This is a genomic window from Brevibacillus parabrevis (genome assembly GCF_022701015.1).
Classification (GTDB): Bacteria; Bacillota; Bacilli; order Brevibacillales; family Brevibacillaceae; genus Brevibacillus; species Brevibacillus parabrevis.
This window is the reverse complement of the sequence record NZ_CP064090.1, coordinates 5,896,166-5,912,115: the sequence shown is the minus strand read 5'-3', so window position 1 is coordinate 5,912,115 and position 15,950 is coordinate 5,896,166. Positions and strand designations below refer to the sequence as shown.

At 46.4% G+C, this 15,950-nt stretch carries 7 protein-coding genes and 3 CRISPR repeat arrays; of the genes, 5 read left to right on the top strand and 2 right to left on the bottom strand.

The features are described from left to right. The first annotated feature begins 4 nt into the window (after nucleotides 1–4). Entirely contained in the window at nucleotides 5–538 is a 534-nt protein-coding gene (locus IRJ17_RS27090; RefSeq protein WP_242772514.1) for an NAD(P)H-dependent oxidoreductase, read from the top strand. 484 nt (nucleotides 539–1,022) lie between these two features. Beyond that, a CRISPR array of direct repeats spans nucleotides 1,023–2,241; the repeat unit is 36 nt. 243 nt (nucleotides 2,242–2,484) lie between these two features. Here IRJ17_RS27090 and IRJ17_RS27085 read toward each other — a convergent pair. Continuing rightward, a complete protein-coding gene (locus tag IRJ17_RS27085; RefSeq protein ID WP_229049831.1) occupies nucleotides 2,485–2,604 on the bottom strand; it encodes a putative holin-like toxin in 120 nt (39 codons plus the stop codon). Between the two features lie 563 nt (nucleotides 2,605–3,167). Next, nucleotides 3,168–4,171: direct repeats of the CRISPR family, unit length 36 nt; unit sequence GTTCGAAAACTTAATGGAGAGCTTCAGGATTAGCAC. 833 nt (nucleotides 4,172–5,004) lie between these two features. Here IRJ17_RS27085 and IRJ17_RS27080 point away from each other — a divergent pair. The 4 genes from IRJ17_RS27080 (at nucleotide 5,005) to cas2 (ending at nucleotide 11,605) form a co-directional block, all read left to right on the top strand. Continuing rightward, complete coding sequence (locus tag IRJ17_RS27080) at nucleotides 5,005–5,328, top strand: hypothetical protein (RefSeq protein ID WP_242772512.1); 324 nt, start codon at nucleotides 5,005–5,007, stop codon at nucleotides 5,326–5,328. Nucleotides 5,329–6,290: 962 nt separating this feature from the next. Further along, complete coding sequence (cas12b, locus tag IRJ17_RS27075) at nucleotides 6,291–9,617, top strand: type V CRISPR-associated protein Cas12b (protein WP_242772510.1); 3,327 nt, start codon at nucleotides 6,291–6,293, stop codon at nucleotides 9,615–9,617. Nucleotides 9,618–9,641: 24 nt separating this feature from the next. Then, nucleotides 9,642–11,309 carry a CRISPR-associated endonuclease Cas4g/Cas1g gene (gene cas4g/cas1g / locus IRJ17_RS27070; protein WP_242772508.1) on the top strand — a complete coding sequence of 556 codons (1,668 nt, stop codon included), beginning with the start codon at nucleotides 9,642–9,644 and terminating at the stop codon, nucleotides 11,307–11,309. A gap of 2 nt (nucleotides 11,310–11,311) precedes the next feature. After that, the gene (gene cas2, locus IRJ17_RS27065) at nucleotides 11,312–11,605 is read left to right on the top strand and encodes a CRISPR-associated endonuclease Cas2 (RefSeq protein WP_122962683.1); all 294 of its coding nucleotides are present in this window, start codon (nucleotides 11,312–11,314) and stop codon (nucleotides 11,603–11,605) included. A 352-nt stretch (nucleotides 11,606–11,957) separates the two neighbouring features. Further along, nucleotides 11,958–13,662: direct repeats of the CRISPR family, unit length 36 nt; unit sequence GTTCGAAAGCTTAGTGGAAAGCTTCGGGATTAGCAC. 158 nt (nucleotides 13,663–13,820) lie between these two features. On the opposite strand, the gene IRJ17_RS27060 is transcribed toward cas2, so the two are convergent. Beyond that, nucleotides 13,821–15,782 carry an AraC family transcriptional regulator gene (locus IRJ17_RS27060; protein ID WP_242772506.1) on the bottom strand — a complete coding sequence of 654 codons (1,962 nt, stop codon included), beginning with the start codon at nucleotides 15,780–15,782 and terminating at the stop codon, nucleotides 13,821–13,823. Nucleotides 15,783–15,950 lie beyond the last annotated feature (168 nt).

Genomic DNA, 15,950 nt, shown 5'->3' with positions numbered 1-15,950 from the left:
CTCTGTGAAAACATTAGTCATTGTAGCCCATCCTCATCTGGATCAATCGAAAGTGAACAAAGCCTGGGTGGAAAGACTGAAGCAGGAAGCGAGCATCACGGTTCACGATTTGTATGCGGCTTACCCTACTTTCGAGATCGATGTGCAAAAAGAACAACAGCTCATGATGGAGCATGACCGGGTTGTCTTTCAGTTCCCGTTCTACTGGTACAGCACGCCAGCCATTTTGAAGCAATGGCAGGATGCTGTTTTAACCTATGGCTGGGCTTATGGCGCAGAGGGAAACAAGCTGCACAACAAAGAGTTCTTGCTGGCAATTTCTGCGGGCGGGCCGGAGCAAGCTTATGCGCGTGATGGCTATAACTTTTTCACAATCGAAGAGCTGACGACACCACTGCATGCGATGGCAAACTTGACGGGAATGAAGTATCTGGCTCCGTTCCGCTTCCATGGCGCGGGTCAAGCATCGGAGGAACAGATCGCGCACAGTGCGGGGGAGTATGTGAAGCATATTTTGAATCCTGCTTTGGCGACGTAAGGACATGCTAACGGTGTACAAGATCTCTTAGTGGAAAAAAGGGATGTGGCGGCTTGGCGGAAGGATGCAGGAAAGATGGGGGCAAATTTTTGACCGCGCTTCTCCCCGATGCGAGAAAATGGCTGATGCTAGGAGTTTACCAGTGCGGTAGTAGTTGAACTGTATTTGGAAAATATGTAAAATGAATGTATCGGTCGCATGCTAAAGGCAACAGGCCGATTTCCGTGCGTGTGCCATGTAGACCCTCCACAAGTCTACCCCCACGGATAATCTCGACTTTCCACTAAGCTTTCGAAAACAACGATGCGAGCATCCTCTCAGCCCAAAAAGCTCCGGGGATGCTCGCATACGTTGGGAGAGTAAGCGCCAAGTCAGTTTGAACGACTGGAGTCTCCGTGAAATCAGGCAGAATACAACCGAGAAAATGGGCTGCTCGAAAGAGAGTGTGGGAACGCTTGCGGTTGTAGGGATTGGTAAGACAGGAGTTCGAAAGCTTAGTGGAAAGCTTCGGGGTTAGCACGTGGGACAGTCCCGTCCCACTGGTTTCGCGCTATTTTCGTTCGAAAGCTTAGTGGAGAGCTTCGGGGTTAGCACTCAACGCATTTTTTCTTAATCTATCTCGATCAATTATCGTTCGAAAGCTTAGTGGAGAGCTTCGGGGTTAGCACTTGTACTTCGGGGTTAGCAGCGACAATTTCTTCAGAGTTCGAAAGCTTAGTGGAGAGCTTCGGGGTTAGCACTTGTAATATGATATTTACCTGCTAGAGCTTCGGCAGTTCGAAAGCTTAGTGGAGAGCTTCGGGGTTAGCACGACCAAGTATTAAGTTATTTAACATGGAGAGATTCAGTTCGAAAGCTTAGTGGAGAGCTTCGGGGTTAGCACACTACGCGACAGGTAAACCGTTTATGCACATGGATTAGTTCGAAAGCTTAGTGGAGAGCTTCGGGGTTAGCACAAATTATCATAGCGATATTTCATGTTTACATCTGTCTCAAGTTCGAAAGCTTAGTGGAGAGCTTCGGGGTTAGCACACCTCGAAAGAAAAACGATTTTTAATCATTTCATGTTCGAAAGCTTAGTGGAGAGCTTCGGGGTTAGCACTGTTATTCTTTACTTTTGTTCTCATTTTGTCACTTGGTTCGAAAGCTTAGTGGAGAGCTTCGGGGTTAGCACATAGTCATTGCTATGCCATATACCAGGACATCAAAATCGTTCGAAAGCTTAGTGGAGAGCTTCGGGGTTAGCACGTAACGTCTCCGGCTTTTTGCTTTACTCGCCATTACTGCGGTTCGAAAGCTTAGTGGAGAGCTTCGGGGTTAGCACCTCGAACATCCTGCGGATTTCTCGGTTGTTGTGTATTTGTTCGAAAGCTTAGTGGAAAGCTTCGGGGTTAGCACTTTGCTATCTATGGGTCGTACTTTCAGAGACGGGATGGTGAGTTCGAAAGCTTAGTGGAAAGCTTCGAGGTTAGCACGCATCACGCATAGCCCTTTCCAACATATCTTTTAAGGTTCGAAAGCTTAGTGGAAAGCTTCGAGGTTAGCACTGCTGCTTTTCTGTATCGTAGATTATCCACCGTTCCCATTGTTCGAAAGCTTAGTGGAAAGCCTTGGGATTAGCACCCTGCTGCCGAATGCCGTGTGAGTGGATGTACAGCAGTTGAGCAGTTCGAAAGCTTAGTGGAGAGCTTTTGGGATAGCACGTGAACCAGGAGATTATAAAGACATGTGGGGTCGCTTATTTATTTACGCCGACATGTCAAACGTGTTATGATGGAAGCAAGATCGGTTACACTTTCAACATGAAGTGTTTAATGTTTAACCAAAAGTGGACAAAATAAAAACCGACAGGGTGTTCCCGCACTCTGCCGGTAGTACAATAGACGTTCCCTCAAGGGGACGCTCAGCTTAATAGTCGATCAGAATGACCGCCTTGGACGCCAATCTCAAGGGCGGTCATTTCTTTTGGTCAGGGCAACAACGATTGTTACAACGAGACTCAACAGCCCAACGATAAAGCCGCCGAACTGGAGCATAAGTGTAAGCATTTCGTGAGTAATTGCCACGTTCCCACCTCCCCTCGCTTCCGACATGGGAGATGAGCCGACCACCCTTGAGAGCCGTGTCTAATGTACTTGCCCATATTTTACTATGAGATTTCGGGTAAAGCCATTTTTATCTTCCAGTATCTTGCATGATCTTCTACGATCTTCTATGATCTTGTAAAATCCCGCTCCAATCTTTTTCAAACCATTATTTTTCTAACGGCTCATATGGGGGTTTTCGTGACAGTATCGTAGTTGAACTATATTTGGAAAATATGTAAAATGAATGTATCGGTCGCATGCTAAAGGCGACAGGCCGATTTCCGTGCGTGTGCAATGTAGACCCTCCACAAGTCTCCCCCCACGGATAATCTCGACTTTCCACTAAGCTTTCGAAAACAACGATGCGAGCATCCTCTAAGCCCAAAAAGCTCAGGGGATGCTCGCATATGTTGGGAGAGTAAGGGTCAAGCCAGTTTGAGCGACTGGAGTCTCCTTGAAATCAGGCAGAATACAATTGAGAAAATTGGCTGCTCGAAAGAGGGGGCGGGAACACTTGCGGTTGTAGAGATTGGTAAGACAGGAGTTCGAAAACTTAATGGAGAGCTTCAGGATTAGCACTTGGTATTTGATGTATTCGTCATAAAATTCTTCATTATCAGTTCGAAAACTTAATGGAGAGCTTCAGGATTAGCACTCTGGTATGACCAAATCTGGAGTCTGGAAGAGGACCAAGTTCGAAAACTTAATGGAGAGCTTCAGGATTAGCACTAATAAATTCTTGTTTATGCTCTTGGACTCTTCTTTCGTTCGAAAACTTAATGGAGAGCTTCAGGATTAGCACTGTGTAACTAGCAAAGACATATGAGCCATTCAGTGTTCGAAAACTTAATGGAGAGCTTCAGGATTAGCACGGGCTAATCGACACAGTTAGTTGCATTAGCAGCTCACCTTGTTCGAAAACTTAATGGAGAGCTTCAGGATTAGCACTGAGCAGCCCAGTAATCTCAGCCAATGTCGGCTTATCGGTTCGAAAACTTAATGGAGAGCTTCAGGATTAGCACGGGGGATTTTCTGATTAATGTAGAAAGTTGGTTGAATTTGTTCGAAAACTTAATGGAGAGCTTCAGGATTAGCACACACAACACACGATGTGATAAGAGGGGATGGGTAACATGGTTCGAAAACTTAATGGAGAGCTTCAGGATTAGCACTCTCCTGTACTTCTTTCGTAGGTATACGACTGGAGATCCTGTTCGAAAACTTAATGGAGAGCTTCAGGATTAGCACGTGAAAATGATGCATGGTCAGCATGCGTATGCGGAAGATGCGTTCGAAAACTTAATGGAGAGCTTCAGGATTAGCACTTCAGTTGTACATGAAGTACGCCAATATGAATACCGTTGTTCGAAAACTTAATGGAGAGCTTCAGGATTAGCACCTGTTGGTAAAAGGAGTGATAACGAATGCGAACGGTCGTTCGAAAACTTAATGGAGAGCTTCAGGATTAGCACCGGAAACGGATTGGCGGTTTCCGTTGCAGCGGCACCACGTTCGAAAACTTAATGGAGAGCTTCAGGATTAGCACGAGGGGGAAATATGAGCCTACAAATTACAGAGTAATGGTTCGAAAGCTTAGTGAAACATACCTTGAAAATTAACACATCAAAGATGCCCCTACTTTGCACTAGGGGCATCTTTTTATTAAACAACTTATGGCGAACTTCAAAATCAACACTATTCCCCTTGCAGTTGGTTTTCCATTCCTCTATCAAATCCGCTAATATCCTGAACTTGCCCAATAAATGAAATCAAAGCGGAGAAGCAGAGGTTTCTGCTATCAGTTTGCGAAGCTTTTCCATAAGCAAGCGGATCAGACAATCAATCTGGTAAATGTCTCCGACTGCAATCCAAAGATTCGAGCTAATGATCTGGCATTTATTGATATCTTTCCTGAATCAAACAATGCAGGAGCTTCGGCGTTTTGATGTGACAATACGCAAACGCAAGTGCTGAGTGCTAGTTAAACTAATTGATCTCTTGAAGATATATTTATATTCAAACGTCGTATTGAGAGGTTTACAGGGCGCTTCGGACGTTTTGTTGAAAAAAACGGTGACTTGAAGAAGCAGTCAGGCAAAAAATGAAGTAACAGACAACTGATTTCATCCTGTAAGGGACGGGATTAGCTTTCTCTTTGTAAATAAAGTGCAAGCTTTGTAATAAGCTTCTAGTGGGAGGTGATTGTTTGAATCACCCAATGCACACGCACTAGAGTTAGACGAACCTATAATTCGTATTAGTAAGTATAGTACATTAAGAAAAACATAACAATGTGTTATCTATATGTAAATAAATAATTGACTACTGTTGAGAGTGATAGTATATTATCCCTTATAGTGGTATTTATGGCTGTTTAATTTGTTTGAAATTCAAAAATCAAACTATAAAAGAAAGGAAATAACGTCATGGACAAGCGAAAGCGTAGAAGTTACGAGTTTAGGTGGGAAGTTTTTAAAATCAAATCTCGATGGTATGCCACGATCAGAAATTGTAAAACGATTTGATATTACAGAGGATGAATTTGAAAAATGGTCTCAAGAGAGCAGAATTTCAGACTTGCTGACAAAAAGCAGCAATGGAATGACTGGACTTCGTCAGTTGAAAAAAGATAATCAACGGTTGAAAAAAGAGAACCAATACTTAAAGCAACTGATCTTGGGCCGAAAACAAAAAAATAAGTAAAACCAAAGTAAAAGCAAAGTAAAACTAAAGATTGATCTCTTTCTGTAATAATGTGGATAGTCTTCTTCTGCATCGTCGTATAAGGAAGTAAAGTGTAAAATGTACATCGATTGGCAATCTACAGTAATAGCCAAAGCAAATTTTCTCAGAAATATGGATTCTTGGATATTGATTCGGGAAAGGCTGTAGAGAGATGTGCAGCAGGCCATTAAATGGAATAGGGATAGGCAATATGTTTCTTATTAGGTTAGGTTGAATGTTATTTGAGTTATTAGTGGAAAACACATAAAATAAAGGTATTGGCCATAGTTAGAGGCTATAGGCCGCCCTGAGGTTCCGTGTGTGTGCATTTGTAGGCCCTCCACAAGCTTACTACCACGGATAATCTCGACTTTCCACTAAGCATTCGAGAATGAAAATGCGAGCATCCTTTTAGCCCAAAAAGCTCGGAGTATGCTCGCACAGATTGGTAGAGTAAGCGTCCAGACGAATTAAAAAGAAAAAAGATCCTGGATTCGCACGGGAATGGTGTAAGAAAAAAGACTGCTCGAAAAAGAGATGAGAAAAGCTTGAGGACGTAGGGATTGAGAGGACAGGAGTTCGAAAGCTTAGTAGAAAGTTTCGAGATTAGCACCTGGGAGTCAGGAGACGGGATCAATAAAGTATTGATGGTTTGAAAGCTTAGTAAAAAGTTTCGAGATTAGCACCATGGGGATGGATGAAGCCAGCACCAAACGACCAGTCCATTCGAAAGCTTTGAAACAAGCACGTGCATATCTCAATATATCTTGCTGCTCTTCGAATACCCAGTAGAAAACTTTACGATTCATCAGAAAACAAGCCAATTCATCCTAGAAGCAGTGGAATTGGCTTTTTCCAGTTACCCCAAAATACGAAAATGATTTACAATAAATAGAAACAATATACACCTCTTTTCAAAATCAAAACGGGAGGCACCAGCCATGGCAATCCGTAGCATAAAGCTGAAGCTAAAAACGCAAACAGGCCCGGAAGCCCAAAACCTCCGAAAAGGAATATGGCGAACGCATCGGCTGTTAAACGAAGGCGTCGCTTATTATATGAAAATGCTCTTGCTCTTTCGTCAGGAGAGCACTGGCGGACAGACAAAAAAAGAACTGCAAGAAGAGCTGGTTCGTCATATTCGCGAACAGCAACAAAAAAATCGTGCAGATAAAAATATGCAAGCGCTCCCATTGGACAAGGCGCTCGAAGCTCTGCGGCAACTATATGAACTGCTTGTTCCCTCCTCGATTGGGCAAAGTGGCGACGCCCAGATCATTAGCCGAAAATTCCTCAGTCCGCTAGTCGATCCGAACAGCGAAGGCGGCAAAGGTACCTCAAAGGCAGGCGCAAAGCCGACCTGGCAGAAGAAAAAAGAAGCCAACGACCCGACCTGGGAGCAGGATTATGAAAAGTGGAAAAAAAGACGCGAAGAAGATCCGACCGCTTCCGTGATTACCACCTTGGAAGAATACGGAATCAGGCCGATTTTTCCACTGTATACGAACACCGTAGCAGACATCGCATGGCTACCGCTTCAGTCCAATCAGTTTGTGCGCACTTGGGACAGGGACATGCTGCAACAGGCGATTGAAAGACTGCTCAGTTGGGAGAGCTGGAACAAGCGCGTTCAGGAGGAATATTCCAAGCTGCAAGAAAAAATGACCCAATTGAACGAGCAGTTGGAAGGTGGCCAGGAATGGATCAGCTTGCTGGAGCAATACGAAGAACAACGGGAGCAAGAGCTAATAGAAAACATGACCGCTGCTAACGACAAGTATCGGATTACCAAACGGCAAATGAAAGGCTGGAACGAACTGTACGAGCAATGGTCGACAGTTCTCCCCAATGCCAGTCACGAGCAATACAGAGAGGCGCTCAAACGTGTGCAGCAGCGGCTGAGGGGGCGATTTGGCGATGCCCATTTCTTTCAGTACCTGATGAAAGAGGAGCACCACCTGATCTGGAAAGGGAATCCGCAGCGCATCCATTATTTTGTTGCACGCAATGAGCTGAAGAAGCGTTTGGAAGAAGCCAAGCAGAACGCTACTATGACATTGCCCGATGCCAGGAAGCATCCACTGTGGGTGCGATTCGACGCTCGCGGAGGAAATTTGCAAGATTATTATTTGACGGCGGAAGCAGACAACCCCAGAAGCAGGCGTTTTGTGACGTTTAGTCAACTGATCTGGCCAAACGAATCCGGATGGATGGAAAAGCAGGACGTCGAGGTCGAGCTGGCTTTGTCCAAGCAGTTTTACCAACAGGTGACGTTGCAGAAAAACGACAAAGGCAAGCAAGAAATCGAGTTTACGGACAAAGCTTCTGGCTCGAAGTTTAGCGGACACTTGGGAGGAGCAAAGCTGCAACTGGAACGAGGCGATTTGGAGAAGGAAGAAAAAAACTTCGAGGGCGGGGAGATTGGCAGTGTCTATCTCAACGTTGTCATTGATTTCGAACCTTTGCAAGTCGTGAAAAATGGCCGCTTGCAATCGCCGTATGGACAAGTGTTGCAACTCGTTCGCCGTCCCAATGAGTTTCCAAAGGTCACTACTTACAAGTCAGAGGAGCTTGTTGAATGGATGAAGGCTTCGCAGAACCACTCGTCCGGGGTGGAATCGCTGGAATCCGGGTTCCGTGTGATGAGTATAGACCTTGGGCTGCGAACTGCTGCGGCGACTTCCATTTTTTCTGTAGAAGAGAGCAACGATGCAAATGCGGCTGGTTTTTCCTATTGGATTGAAGGAACCCCGCTCGTTGCTGTCCATAAGCGGAGCTATATGTTGAAACTGCCTGGTGAGCAGGTAGAAAAACAGGTGAGGGAAAAGCGGGACGAGAGGCAGGATCAGCAGAGACGAGTGAGGTTTCAGATCAGAATATTGTCCCAAGTCATACGCATGGCGAAGAAACAGAACAGAGAACGAGCGGATGAGCTTGATCATTTGAGTCAAGCGCTTGAGAAGCAAAAGTCGCTGCTCGATCAAACAGACCGGACTTTTTGGAACGGAATCGTCTGCGACCTGACAGATGCTTTACGTGAGAAGGAAGGCGGCTGGGAGCAAGCGGTGGTACAAATACACCGCAAAGCAGAGGAGCATGTAGGAAAAGTCGTTCAGGCATGGCGCAAACGCTTTGATGCTGACGAGCGAAAAGGCATCGCAGGTCTGAGCATGTGGAGCATAGAAGAATTGGACAGTCTGCGCAAGCTGTTGATTTCTTGGAGCCGCAGGACGAGAAATCCGCAGGAAATCAACCGCTTTGAACAAGGACATACCAGCCACCAGCGCCTGTTGACGCATATCCAAAATGTAAAAGAGGATCGGTTGAAGCAGTTAAGTCACGCCATCGTCATGACTGCTTTGGGATATGTATACGACGAAAAGAAATTGGAGTGGTTCGCCAAGTATCCGGCTTGTCAGGTCATCCTGTTTGAAAACCTGAGTCAGTACCGTTCTCACATGGATCGTTCGACAAAAGAAAATTCCACCTTGATGAAATGGGCACATCGCAGCATTCCCAAATACGTTCATATGCAGGCGGAGCCATACGGGATTCAGATTGGCGATGTCCGGGCGGAATATTCCTCTCGTTTTCACGCCAAGACAGGAACGCCGGGCATTCGGTGCAAAATGGTGAGTGGCCATGATTTACAGGGCAGACGCTTTGAGAACTTACAGAAAAGATTAATCAGCGAGCAGTTTTTGACGGAAGAGCAAGTGAAACAGTTAAGACCTGGCGACATTGTTCCGGATGACAGTGGAGAATGGTTCGTGACCTTGACAAACGGAAGCGAAGGCAAAGAGGTAGTATTTCTTCAGGCAGATATCAATGCGGCGCAGAATCTGCAAAAGCGTTTTTGGCAGCGATACAATGAGCTGTTCAAGGTAAGCTGCCGTGTTCTCATCCGAGGCGAGGAAGAGTATCTCATTCCCAAGGCCAAATCGGTGCAAGCGAAGCTGGGAAAAGGTCTTTTTGTGAAAAAAACGGATACAGTCATGAAAGACGTATACGTTTGGGATAGCCAGGCCAAGCTGAAAGGTAAAACAACCTTTACAGAAGAGTCTGAGTCGCCCGAACAACTGGAAGACTTCCAGGAAATCATCGAGGAAGCGGAAGAGGCGAAAGGCACATACCGTACATTGTTCCGCGATCCTAGCGGAGTCTTTTTTCCTGAATTTGTATGGAATACCCAAAAAGATTTTTGGAGTGAGGTAAAAAGACGTCTGTACGGAAAATTGCGGGAGAGGTTTTTGATGAAGACTCGGTAAAGGTGTTCAAGGAGAGTGTGTGGCTTGTCCTGGATACCTGTACGCATGTTAAATGAAATTCAGTATTGCGAGCGACTGTACCATATCATGCATGTGCAAGGGCTGTTTGAAGAAAGTGCAGACACGATCGAAGGAGCTGCACAGCACAGGCGTGCGGAGACAAATTTGCGCAAAAACAAAATGGCTCCCGAAGAGTTGTGGGGAGAGGCACCATCCAGTCTGAATCTAGGCGATCCGGTGCTCGGCATTACCGGAAAGCTGGATGCAGTATGCGTCGAACAAGGCAACCAGTGGATTCCTGTTGAAGGCAAGCACTCGTCGGCACCAGATGGCGGGCATACGTTCTCTGTAGGTGAATATGAATTGGATGGCTCTGCCTGGCCCAATGACCAGATTCAATTATGTGCCCAAGGCTTGTTGCTGCGCTCAAATGGCTATGAATCGGACTATGGCTATTTGTACTATCGTGGGAACAAAAAGAAAGTGCAGATTGAATTTTCCCAGGACTTGATCAGCGTTACCCGACGTTTTATTGAAAAGGCGCAAGCACTTAAAGATGCAGACATGCCGCCGCCCTTGCAAGATTCGAAAAAATGCTTCCGCTGCTCGCTAAACTACGTTTGCATGCCTGATGAGACGAATTACTTGACAGGGGTCAGTGCAAATATCAGAAAAATTGTTCCCAGTCGTCCAGACGGTGGAATGTTGTATGTTGCAGAGCCAGGGGCTACGTTGGGAAGGTCCGGCGAGTGTCTGACGATTACGTTAAAAGGGGAAAAGCTTGACGAAATCCCGATCAAGGATTTGGTACACGTGAGCTTGATGGGAAACGTCCAGTGTTCCACGCAACTTATGCACACCTTAATGAATTGTGGCATCCATGTCAGTTATTTGACCACACATGGTACGTTAGCTGGAATTACTTCTCCGCCGCTCACCAAAAATATTCGGACGAGGGTCAAACAGTTCGGTGCTTTTCAAGAGCCGCCAGTTGCACTTGCGCTTACCAGGCGAGTGATCTACGCCAAGATTTCCAACCAACGAACCATGTTGAGACGAAATGGAAGCCCGGAAAAATCAGTTTTAAAGGAATTGAAGGAGCTGAGGGATCGGGTGCTTGTAGCTGAATCGCTTGACATGGCGAGAGGGATTGAAGGGCGGGCGGCGCAGTTGTATATGCAGTCTTTTCCCACGATGCTTGCGGAGCAGATGGTTGACGGCATGTCCATGATGAATGGACGCAATCGGCGTCCGCCGAAAGATCCGGTTAACGCTCTTTTGTCGCTAGGCTATACATTGCTCTCCAGGGATGTCTATACGGCTTGTGTCAATGCAGGACTTGATCCGCTGTTTGGTTTTTTCCATGCAATGGAGGCAGGAAGGCCAGCTTTGGCGCTCGATCTGATGGAACCGTATCGAGCATTGATCGCTGATAGCGTAGCGATTCGCGCCTTGAATACAAAAGAACTCACTCCGGATGATTTTTACTGGGGAAAAGATAGCTGTTACTTGAAAAAGGGCGGTCGCCAGAAATATTTTTCCGCTTACGAAAGACGGCTAAATGAAGCAATGACACATCCACAGTTCGGTTACAAGTTAAGCTATCGGAGGATGCTTGAGCTGGAAGCAAGATTTTTGGCCAGATACCTTGATGGCGAGTTGGCTGAATATACGCCGCTCATGACGAGGTAAAAATGAGACATTTTGTACTGGTGAGCTACGATATTTCGGATCAGAAGCGATGGCGAAAGGTTTTCAAGTTGATGAAAGGACAGGGGGAACATGTGCAATATTCCGTGTTCTTATGTCAGTTGACAGAGATTCAGCAAGTCAAATTGAAGGTCAGTCTGGCTGAGCTGATTCATCATGCAGAAGATCAGGTCATGTTTGTAAAAATCGGCCCGGTGACCAAGGACCAATTGGATAAGCGAATTGCCACGGTCGGAAGAGAGTTCCTCCCGCGAGACTTAACTAAATTTATCTACTAGGAAAGTGGATGTGTGTTGTTGAGGCAAGGCGAAAACAGTACAATGATGATAGTCGACGGTTAGAGGCCGTATGTCGATTTGCTTTAATTTCGTGCGTGTGCATTGTCGTCCTCCATTACAGGGCGGCTACCACGAATAGTCACGAAGTTCCACTGAGTATGTGCGCTTGATTTTCGAGCATCCCCGCAGCTCAAAAATCACTGGAGATGCTCGAAATCCTTGTGAGAGTAGGCTTTTTTGAACGATTGTGCATTGGAAATGAGTGCATAGACGGGGAAAGGGATACTGAAATTCCTGGCGCTCGAAAAAGCCCTGCTCAAGCCTTGTTGTTGTAGGTTTCGGCAAGGAAGGAGTTCGAAAGCTTAGTGGAAAGCTTCGGGATTAGCACTGATCCTGCGAAAGGCACCGCCCGGTACTCCGTTAGGTTCGAAAGCTTAGTGGAAAGCTTCGGGATTAGCACGAGGTTACCTACTCTTCAAAAACTGGGACGATATATCAGTTCGAAAGCTTAGTGGAAAGCTTCGGGATTAGCACACGGGGAAGATGCGAAGGACTTAGATGATGCAATTTCGTTCGAAAGCTTAGTGGAAAGCTTCGGGATTAGCACCGACCGCTCTTTTTAAAACCGTATAATCTGCAAAAGTTCGAAAGCTTAGTGGAAAGCTTCGGGATTAGCACTGGGATTATGCGGATCGCTTTGAAACCTTTACTGACTGCATGTTCGAAAGCTTAGTGGAAAGCTTCGGGATTAGCACCGGGATAGCACTTAGCAAAAAACCCTTAATATAAGCGTTCGAAAGCTTAGTGGAAAGCTTCGGGATTAGCACTATCAGGTAAAGCCAGAGGTGCTGATACATTAGGCGAGTTCGAAAGCTTAGTGGAAAGCTTCGGGATTAGCACATTTTGCTTATTCAATTTCTACAAGTAAGTCTTTAAGTTCGAAAGCTTAGTGGAAAGCTTCGGGATTAGCACTGAACTCCTGATTGTTTTCACGTTCCATCTGCTTCAGTTCGAAAGCTTAGTGGAAAGCTTCGGGATTAGCACCAACAACATCGGATTTACGACTGGTCAAGAACAACCGTTCGAAAGCTTAGTGGAAAGCTTCGGGATTAGCACCAAGAGCTGCGTGAAAAGGTCAAAGGGCGTTTAGGCGTTCGAAAGCTTAGTGGAAAGCTTCGGGATTAGCACCAGACCGAATACGTGCACTTGGTCTGCGGATTCTTGTTCGAAAGCTTAGTGGAAAGCTTCGGGATTAGCACTGGGTTGGACGGGTCTGTCGAGTGCAGGTTTTCCAATACAAGTTCGAAAGCTTAGTGGAAAGCTTCGGGATTAGCACTCACCGATTGGAGTAGCGTCCTCATCGATCTTATGGCCCGGTTCGAAAGCTTAGTGGAAAGCTTCGGGATTAGCACTGGTTCGTAGTTAAATACCCTGGTTGTCCATGATGTAGTTCGAAAGCTTAGTGGAAAGCTTCGGGATTAGCACCGGAAATAAGCGCGGCCTGTCCATCCGGATTGTTGGTTCGAAAGCTTAGTGGAAAGCTTCGGGATTAGCACTTAACAGTGCAACTCTAACATTAACATCGTCTAATGTTCGAAAGCTTAGTGGAAAGCTTCGGGATTAGCACGCGGGAACACTCTACGCACGAGCTCGCGGTTGTACAGTTCGAAAGCTTAGTGGAAAGCTTCGGGATTAGCACCGGAATTAGGGCGGACGCTGACGTGTCTTGATAGGGGTTCGAAAGCTTAGTGGAAAGCTTCGGGATTAGCACTTTCCACGTCATTTTCTTTCGCAAACGCTTCCCTCGTTCGAAAGCTTAGTGGAAAGCTTCGGGATTAGCACGAATCTGTTGAGATCGTCAAGGCATATGCTGCTATTCGTTCGAAAGCTTAGTGGAAAGCTTCGGGATTAGCACTCGAGCCACAAAACCCATTCCCCACGGGCTTCTTGTTCGAAAGCTTAGTGGAAAGCTTCGGGATTAGCACTTAAAGTCAAAAAGCGGATTAATCCTAGTATCCGTAGTTCGAAAGCCTAGTGAAAAGCTTCAAGATCAGCACAACGTCACCGTTCCATTGACGTTATACTTGTTTTTGCCAGTCGAAAACTCAGTAAAAAATTCAATCCCCGCATAACAAATAATGCCCCTACTCAACGTTAGGGGCATCTTTCTGTTCTTCAAGCCTACGGCAAAACTCCGAAGTCTCCAACACCACCACTATCCCCGCTTAACACTAGCCTTTTCCCTCTCCTCCATCATATCGGCAATATCCTCTAGTTGCCCCATCACAGAAATCGGATCAGAGAAATAGAAGCGGTAACCGTCAATTTCGTACAGATGGTTTTGTTTGACGGCATCCAAGGTGTTCCAGATTGGATCATTCGCGTAATCAAATGACTCGGCTTTGGCATCGACAGCCATGAAAATATAATCGCTGGCGTATTTTCCAATGACTTCGCTGGAAATTTGCAGCCAGCCGACTTTCGGGTCGATGTCGCGTTTTACATTTTCGTTCATTGGCAGACCCAACTCGCCATGGATTGTTCGTCCGGTAAAGGCGTTGCCGTAAAGGATAAGCGTTTTAACAGCGCCGCCGTCAAAAACAGTAACGGTCTTGTCTTTTCCTACAATGTGGTCAATACGCTTCTTGGTTGATTCGACTTGTTTGTCCAAGTCTTGCACCAATGAGTCCGCCTTGGCTTCTTTGTTCAGCATAATGCCCAACTGCTTCAGCTCGTCACGGAGATCAGAGGCTTTGGGGAACATGATCGTCGGTGCAATTTTGGAATAAGCTTCATACTTCTTGGCATCCCCCGTTATGATGAGATCCGGTTTCAGCTCCAGGATTGCCTCCAGACTGTCGCCGACATCTACTATGCCTGCAATTTGATCCTCCAAATACGGGTTTTTCATAAAGATACCGTTTGACCCGACAGGCTTAATATTTAGCGCGAGCAAATACCCCAGGTAGAAATCTGTTACGACCCGCTCCGGATGGGCTGGGATTTCCACATCGCCCATCGATGTGGAGACGATGCGGGTTGCAGGCTTGGTATCGTTCTCTGCTGTTGCAGCGGGTTGTGAAGCTGCCGTTGCGCTGCCGCCTTTGTTGCCAGTTGCCGACTCGGTCGGATTGCTGCCGCATGCGCCGAGCAGCAGACCAAATGCTAACAATAAGCTGGCGGGCACCATCATTTTGTTTATAAACATGTGACTTGACCCTCCGTCGTTATTTTGATAATAATTATCATTATCAAAATAACATGTCCCATCTGGAGCAACAATGTGATTTCTTCCTGCTGCGGATGTAAGATGTTCATTTGCAGCAAGCTGTTTGCGCAGCAGGCTGGGAGGCAAGCCGAAATGTTTTTTGAAAGCATGGCTGAAATAGTACACATCCTGATAACCGACTGCCGTAGCAACCGTCTTTAGCGATATGGCGGTTTCTGCCAGCAGTTTGCGAGCTTTTTCCATGCGCAAGCGGATCAGGCAATCAATCGGGCCGCGGTTCAATACTTGCTTGAAGCGATTGGACAAATGCCCCTGGCTGCAATTCAACGCGGAAGCCAACGATTCGAGCGTCAATGGCTCGGCGTAATGGTCCAGCATGTATTCGAGAGCTTCTGTCACCAGTTCGACCGGGCTCGTCGTCCGGGGCGCAGGCGATTGTGAATGGTATTGCTTCACGACCTGATAAATCCATTGATAGAATTGCGCTTTTAGTTGAAACTGTGCCATCGCATGCTGCTGGCGCGACAAGTCATGCATCTGTTCCAAGATGTCATACAACAGAGTCGGCTGGGCAGGAGTGAAGGAGTAGGGCATGTGGAATGAATGCTTACGAGAATGTACAGGCGCTTCGAATTTGGCAGGAGCAGCACGGCTAACACTTGCTTCGTACAGCACCAGGCTGAAGTCCAGGCCATCTTTGCCAGCGTTCAGTTCAACCCAGCTTTTGGCGGCTGCATGAAACACCCGCATGCCATGTACGGAGTAAATCTGGTTGTCGAAAAGCATCAGTGCGCTTCCCATGCTTGTGCAGAGAAAGCCGTTTGAGGGAAAAGAGAATGAAAAGGCTTTGGCGCCTGCCGCCAGTGTATGCCTTTGGATCGAAACCATTTGAATATCGGCATGTTGCCATAGCTGAATATGTTCATCCTGGTGCAAATCAAGAGGCAAGGGTTGTCACCTCATTTATAAACGGATTTATTGCGTGCCCATTATACAATTAGTTGGTTTCGCGGCGCAAAGAGAAATTGGGACGCGTCCTTTGCAAAGGTTGGGGAAAGCTAGTAGAGGTCGGCACATCGGATCAGAGCAGGCGCAAGAGCGACAAAAGAAAGCGGA